Here is a 6,084-nt window from a genome sequence, read left to right as displayed (position 1 = left end):
GCATTTCCCATTCTTCTTCTACCGTGAGCCCTCGGCCCCTGACCTACAGATTAAGGACACGGACCTGGATGAAAACCAGGTGCGCGAGGCTAAACTCTTGTGGGTATCCGGAACCGGCCTGTGCGAAGAACCCTCTTACTCCACCCACATGAGCGCGCTTGACATGCGTGGACGTAAAGACCACACCGTTTTCGATATGGACTGGCGTCCAATGTTTTGGGAATCAGTCGATCTAGCACGCCAGCGGTATGCGAAAGTCCTCGACTATGCGACAGTCGCGGTGGGCAACGTGGAAGAATGCGAAATCGCGGTCGGGGAAACCGATCCACACCGGGCCGCAACAGCACTACTGGAACGCGGAGTACAAATCGCTGTAGTCAAGCAAGGCAGCAAGGGCACCCTCGCGAAATCCCGCAGGGAAGAATTCTTCATCCCCGCGATGAATACCACCGTGGTCAACGGCGCTGGTGCCGGGGATGCTTTTGGTGGGTCCCTCGTCCACGGACTCCTACAGGGCTGGAGCCTTGAGAAAACGATCCGGTATGCCAACACCGCCGGTGCGATCGTCACCTCGCGTATCGAATGCTCTACAGCTATGCCCACCCAAAACGAAATTGAGAGAGTACTGGCCGCGAACCACACTGACGTGCTACTCGAGACACCAGAATCAGTAGAAAGCAACCAGTAACCATGGATATTGCCAGGCTTATTGCAGGACGGCGTTGCCCGGGCACTGCTCACGAAGCCTTGCTCAAACGCGAGCAACCCGCCACCTTGCTACCCAACGGAAAATTCCTCATCATGGCCGCGGATCACCCAGCCAGAGGCGCATTAGCCGCCGGCCCTAATCCGCGTGCTATGGAAGACCGTTTCGATCTACTCCAGCGCCTGTGCGACGCGCTCGCCGTGCCCGGAGTATCCGGCCTATTAGGAACAGCCGACATCATTGAAGATCTCGCGCTGCTCGGAGTCTTGGACGGCAAATGGGTATACGGATCGATGAATCGTGCAGGACTTGCCGGCGCGGCCTGGGAACTCGATGACCGTATCACAGGATATACAGCCAGAGGAGTAGCCAAAGCAGGCCTGCAAGGCGGGAAAATCCTTCTCCGAATCGCCTACAACGAAACAGAAACCGTAAACACCCTCGAGATGGCTGGGAAAGTAGTCACCGACCTTTCCCGACGCAAACGCATCGCTATGGTCGAACCCTTCATATCGCGCCGCGAAGATAAACAGATTGTCAATGATGTGTCCACCGACGCCGTTACCCGCTCTATAGCAATAGCTTCAGGTTTGGGGAGCAACAGTGCCTACACGGTACTTAAACTCCCCGACACTCCCGACCTGGAACGCTTCGCAAGGGCGACTACCCTACCCATCGTTATCCTCGGCGGAGAAGTCAGCAATGATGCTGCCAAAACCCTCCACAGGTGGGCTCTCCTCTTGGAGATCCCCAACGTGATCGGCCTGGTCATTGGCCGGTCATTGCTCTATCCACAATCGGGCGACGTTCAAGGCGCCGTGGCCAACGCCGCCCAGCTCCTCTCCTAAAGAGGCTCATATATTGAAGGAGCACTCATGACTCTGACAACAGGAGGTCTCCTCGGTGTCGCTCTAGCAGCGATCGCCGTTTTACTCTTCCTTATTATCGTATTCAAAGTCAACGCTACAGTCGCGCTGATTCTAGTATCAGCCCTGACTGCTATTGCTACCGGAGTACCGGTAAACGAGCTATTCGATATGCTCTTAACCGGTTTCTCAGGCACCGTTGGCAAACTCGCTCTCATCATCGGGTTCGGAGCAATTATTGGACGCATGCTCGAACAATCCGGGGGTGCTGAAGTACTCGCCCAAACCCTGCTGCGCTGGTTCGGAGAAAAACGAGCACCTTTAGCACTCTCAGTAGCTTCACTCTTGTTCGGCTTCCCAATTTTCTTCGACGCCGGACTCATCGTCATGTTCCCGATCATCTTCTCCGTGGCTCGGCGTCTGGGCGGACCAGTCTTGCTGTATGCCCTGCCAGCAGCTGGCGCGTTCCAGGTCATGCACGGACTCATGCCACCTCATCCCGGTCCGGTGGCTGCGGCGACCACGATGAACATTAATATCGGGACCGTGCTCCTAGTTGGTTTAATCGTCGCGATTCCCACCTGGTACCTAGCGGGTTACCGCTTCGCGTTGTGGCTCTCGAAGAGGTTCGACGTTCCAATCCCCAACGTTTTAGGATCCAAAGAGTCCGGGCGTGAACTCCCCGGTAAAGAACCCGGCTTCGCTACCGTTCTCTTTATTCTCATGCTCCCGATCCTGTTGATTACCGGTAACACGGTCACTAGTACTTTGCAATCAGCTGGGATCATTCCGGAACAGGCCCCGTGGGCAAGCGCCCTGAAATTCTTCGGTGAAACAGCTGTAGCCCTGTTCGTTACCGCTCTGGTCGCCTCAATCATTTTGGGTTATGTACGTAAAGTACCCTGGAAGAATATCGACAAAATCAACGACGCTGGGTTCAAATCAGTTGCAGCAATCGTCATGGTAGCTGGTGCTGGCGGTATGTTCGGGTCCGTATTACGCGAAACTGGTATTGGTACCGCGCTTGCTAACACGCTCGCCGATCTTGGTATTCCCCTACTCCTGGCTGCATACCTTATCTCTCTGGCGCTACGAGTTGCTCAAGGATCAGCAACCGTGGCCATCCAAACCACCGCTGCCTTGCTAGCGGCTACTGTATCAGGAGCCGGTTTGAACGATATCCAAACCGCGCTCGTTGTAGTAGCGATGGGAGCAGGCTCGTTCTTCGCTTCTCATGTCAACGACTCCGGGTTCTGGCTAGTAGGCGGCTTCCTCCAAGTAGATACGAAAACCAACTTGAAGATGTGGACCACCTTCACCTCGGTCATATCCCTCGTATCTTTCGTCTTCTGCACCCTGGTCTACCTCATCGTCTAGAAAAATCTGGACCGTAAAACTACGTGTGCGCACCCGAAGGCTCGACTCGTATCGCCTTCGGGTGCGTACATTTTAAAGACTTCAGCAACTCCCCTAAATAAAATTGCTCCCGCGTGTGTCCAAACTCAAGAAATCTGCACAACTAACATAATATGAATCAACAAGCACCAGTGTACATGTGATTAATCCAAGAAGTCGCGGTGACTGCGACGTAGCATGCGAGCCCGGTTTCAGAAGAGATCTATAGGACAAAAGTGGGTCTTATATCCGGGGGTTGCCCTGTAATAACAAGGAAGAGTCGGTCTTATTGAGGTCGAGCACCTCAATAAGCTTGCTTCCTTGACACCTGCGGTGGAATGTGCAGGGAGTGAAGAAACTCAATCCCCACGCCCGACGCTGCCCTATCTGCTCACGCCCCACCAAGAAGAAAGGCTTCACAAAACAAGGCCGTCGACGTTGGTATTGCAAGGAATGCCACTACAGTTTCACCGCGATAGACGACCGACAAAAACACGCCCAAGAATTCACTAAATTCCTCACCTACATCACCACCACCACGCCTAAGAATCTCGATCAGGCAAGCACACGTACCTGGGACCGGGCCCATGCCTGGTGTTGGCACACCCGCCCCGCCTGGCAACTCACCGGCCAAGTCCACGACCAGGTCTTCATCGACGGGACGTATATCGCCTACAACTGGTGCGTATTGATCGCTTCCACGCATGAGGGCATGATCGCCTACCAGCTATGTGACCGGGAATCCAAAGCCGCCTACCTGGCTCTCTTACACCGCTTACCAGCCCCTATCGTTGTTACTACCGACGGGGCGCCAGGCGCTTTGGCTGCGATAAGGCAGGAATGGCCTACCGCCCGGGTTCAGCGCTGCCTGGTACACGTACAACGTAATATCCGCCAAGTCACCACCACCCGCCCGCAAACCAAGCCTCATAAAGCCTTATACAAGCTCGCTCTCGACCTAACCAAAGTAACCACGCCCGCAGCTGCTATCGCCTGGCAAAACTCCCTCCACGCTTTCCACGAGCTTTACGATGACTGGCTGGCAGAGAAGACCTATCGGGAGAAAACCCCTCTTGAGAATATTCTTTCTTTCGCGCGGAAAAACAAGAAATGGTGGTACACCCATCACCCCACTCGCCGTATCGTGGGTGCTTTAGACAGGTATGTCAAACAAGGCGTGCTCTTCACGTTCCTTGATTCCAGCCTGGAAGTGTCTACCAGGCTGGAATCGACAACGAACCGGTTGGAAGGAGGAGTGAATGCGCCGTTGAAAGAATTCCTGCACTCCCACCGTGGCTGGTCTGAGTCTCACCTGCTCACCGCCCTGGATTACTGGCTTTATTCCAGGTCGGTGAACACGCAGCCGATGTCTGATTTCGCTTCTAACACGATCCAACCAAGGAAGGAACCGGTTAGCACGCCTAGTGATAAGCCCGTCGAGATTGATACCCATATCGATACCGAACACCCCTGGGAAGACGGTCTAACCATCCGTAAAGGCCAAATCGGACACTAACGACACGCCGCCATTAGCAACTAATTTGGAGGTGCGGACGGTTTCCTAGATATTTTTAAGGAGATCGTTCAATGAGTAAGCGTACGTATACGAGAGAGCAGATCCGTAAAGCCCTCACCACCTACCAACGCACGCAATCGGTAACTGCCACGGTCCGTAAACTTGGCTACCCCGGACGGGACACGCTCTACAAATGGGTCAGGAATAACAACGAGCAACCAGACCGGAGAAAACCGAAGAAACACGCCCCTAACCAGAAAATACCGGCGGACGTGAAAGTGGCTGCCTGCAAGCGGTTCCGCAGTGGGGAAAACGCCTACGTTATCGCCCAGGATCTCGGGATCGTGAACTGCACAAACATCTATGCTTGGGTAAAAAGTGGGATGCGGAAGGCAGTCTAGGATTCATGAATGAGAAAGAACGCGACCAGATAAAAGCGAAAACCCGCCACCAGTTGGAAGCCCAGCTACCCCAAGACCCGCAAGAATTACGTGCTCTAGCAGCCGAACTCATCGTGCGTGAGCGTGTCTTAAAAGCCCAGCTCGAGCTAGCAAAAAAAGGAAAAGCCCGCAAAAGCGGGCATAGTGAAGCGGTAGAGAAAACACGGGTAGCTAACCAGCTACGCTCTACCACGCCCCTAACCATGGTCCTCAAGGAACTCAAGCTGGCGGCTAGTTCTTACTACTACACCGCTCAACACTTAGATGGGCCTGACAAGCATGCTCGCTTGCGTGGGTTAATCGCCCAGATCGCGCGCGAGGGCTTGTATACGTATGGGTATCGGCGTATCCGTTTAGCACTGAAAAAGCTCGGGTATGTGGTCTCGGAGAAAGTCGTGCAGCGTTTGATGAGGGAAGAGGAAATCCCGGTCAGGTATGCTAAAGCACGCCGGAAGTACTCCAGTTACGGCGGGGAGATCAGCCCCGCGCCGGAAAACCTGGTCAAACGTGACTTCCACGCCGATGAGCCAGGACGGCTATGGCTCACCGATATCAGCGAGTTCCACGCAGCTAACGGCAAGGTTTATCTTTCCCCGATTATTGATTGTTATGACGGGAAAGTCGTGGCCTATGCGAGGGGTTTACACCCAACCTCGGCTTTGGTTGATTCTTCCCTTGAAAACGCCCTGGCTACTCTCACCGCAGCGTCTAAACGAGTTGCAAGCCGGCCAGCCGGAGCACCGGCTCGTGATTCATTCGGATCGGGGAGTTCACTATCGGGCGGGTTCCTGGATAGGGATTACGCGGTGTTATGGTTTGACGCGGTCGATGTCGAAGAAGGGGTGTAGTCCGGATAACTCGGCTTGTGAAGGGTTTTTCGGGCGGATGAAAACCGAGATTTATTACGGGAAGAAGTGGGCTACAACTGATGAGTTATGCGAGGCGATAGACGAGTATATGCTCTTTTATAACCAGAAGCGTATTACCTTGAAGTTCGATGGTTTAACTATCGCGGAGCACCGTCAAACGGTTTTAAGCAATAATGTCCAATAGGGTAAATAGACAGAAATGGTTGCTAATACCCGGACTTTCCCTTGCTATACCAACAGAAAGTCCGGGTTATTGAGCTTTTCGACCTCAATAACCTTGCATGCTTGACAA

Annotated in this window: 7 protein-coding genes; all 7 read left to right on the top strand. The window is 53.8% G+C overall.

Annotation, left to right across the window (positions count from 1 at the left end):
* Positions 1-688: PfkB family carbohydrate kinase (locus PWJ82_RS09365; RefSeq protein WP_274736408.1), on the top strand; the 688-nt coding region annotated here is incomplete at its 5' end.
* A 2-nt stretch (positions 689-690) separates the two neighbouring features.
* A complete protein-coding gene (locus tag PWJ82_RS09360) occupies positions 691-1,554 on the top strand; it encodes a Cgl0159 family (beta/alpha)8-fold protein (RefSeq protein ID WP_274736406.1) in 864 nt (287 codons plus the stop codon).
* 27 nt (positions 1,555-1,581) lie between these two features.
* Positions 1,582-2,949, top strand: a complete 1,368-nt coding sequence (locus PWJ82_RS09355; RefSeq protein ID WP_274736405.1) for a GntP family permease — start codon at positions 1,582-1,584, stop codon at positions 2,947-2,949.
* Positions 2,950-3,316: 367 nt separating this feature from the next.
* Complete coding sequence (locus PWJ82_RS09350) at positions 3,317-4,483, top strand: IS1249 family transposase (protein ID WP_274736404.1); 1,167 nt, start codon at positions 3,317-3,319, stop codon at positions 4,481-4,483.
* Between the two features lie 71 nt (positions 4,484-4,554).
* The gene (locus PWJ82_RS09345) at positions 4,555-4,884 is read left to right on the top strand and encodes a hypothetical protein (protein ID WP_274736403.1); all 330 of its coding nucleotides are present in this window, start codon (positions 4,555-4,557) and stop codon (positions 4,882-4,884) included.
* Between the two features lie 5 nt (positions 4,885-4,889).
* Entirely contained in the window at positions 4,890-5,771 is an 882-nt protein-coding gene (locus tag PWJ82_RS09340; RefSeq protein WP_274736402.1) for an IS3 family transposase, read from the top strand.
* On the top strand, positions 5,752-5,976 hold the full coding sequence (locus tag PWJ82_RS09625) for an IS3 family transposase (RefSeq protein WP_375713881.1): 225 nt from the start codon (positions 5,752-5,754) through the stop codon (positions 5,974-5,976). Before PWJ82_RS09340 ends, PWJ82_RS09625 begins: the two co-directional genes overlap by 20 nt.
* Positions 5,977-6,084 lie beyond the last annotated feature (108 nt).

This window comes from Actinotignum schaalii, assembly GCF_028864145.1.
GTDB classification, from domain to species: Bacteria; Actinomycetota; Actinomycetes; order Actinomycetales; family Actinomycetaceae; genus Actinotignum; species Actinotignum schaalii_B.
Note: the sequence above shows the minus strand (reverse complement) of the source record. Positions and strands in the feature narration are given on the sequence as shown.

Coding starts and splice junctions, on each gene's coding strand:
- PWJ82_RS09360 (WP_274736406.1), top strand. CDS start 691: ATGGATATTGCCAGGCTTATTGCAGGACGGCGTTGCCCGGGCACTGCT.
- PWJ82_RS09355 (WP_274736405.1), top strand. CDS start 1,582: ATGACTCTGACAACAGGAGGTCTCCTCGGTGTCGCTCTAGCAGCGATC.
- PWJ82_RS09345 (WP_274736403.1), top strand. CDS start 4,555: ATGAGTAAGCGTACGTATACGAGAGAGCAGATCCGTAAAGCCCTCACC.
- PWJ82_RS09340 (WP_274736402.1), top strand. CDS start 4,890: ATGAATGAGAAAGAACGCGACCAGATAAAAGCGAAAACCCGCCACCAG.
- PWJ82_RS09625 (WP_375713881.1), top strand. CDS start 5,752: ATGTCGAAGAAGGGGTGTAGTCCGGATAACTCGGCTTGTGAAGGGTTT.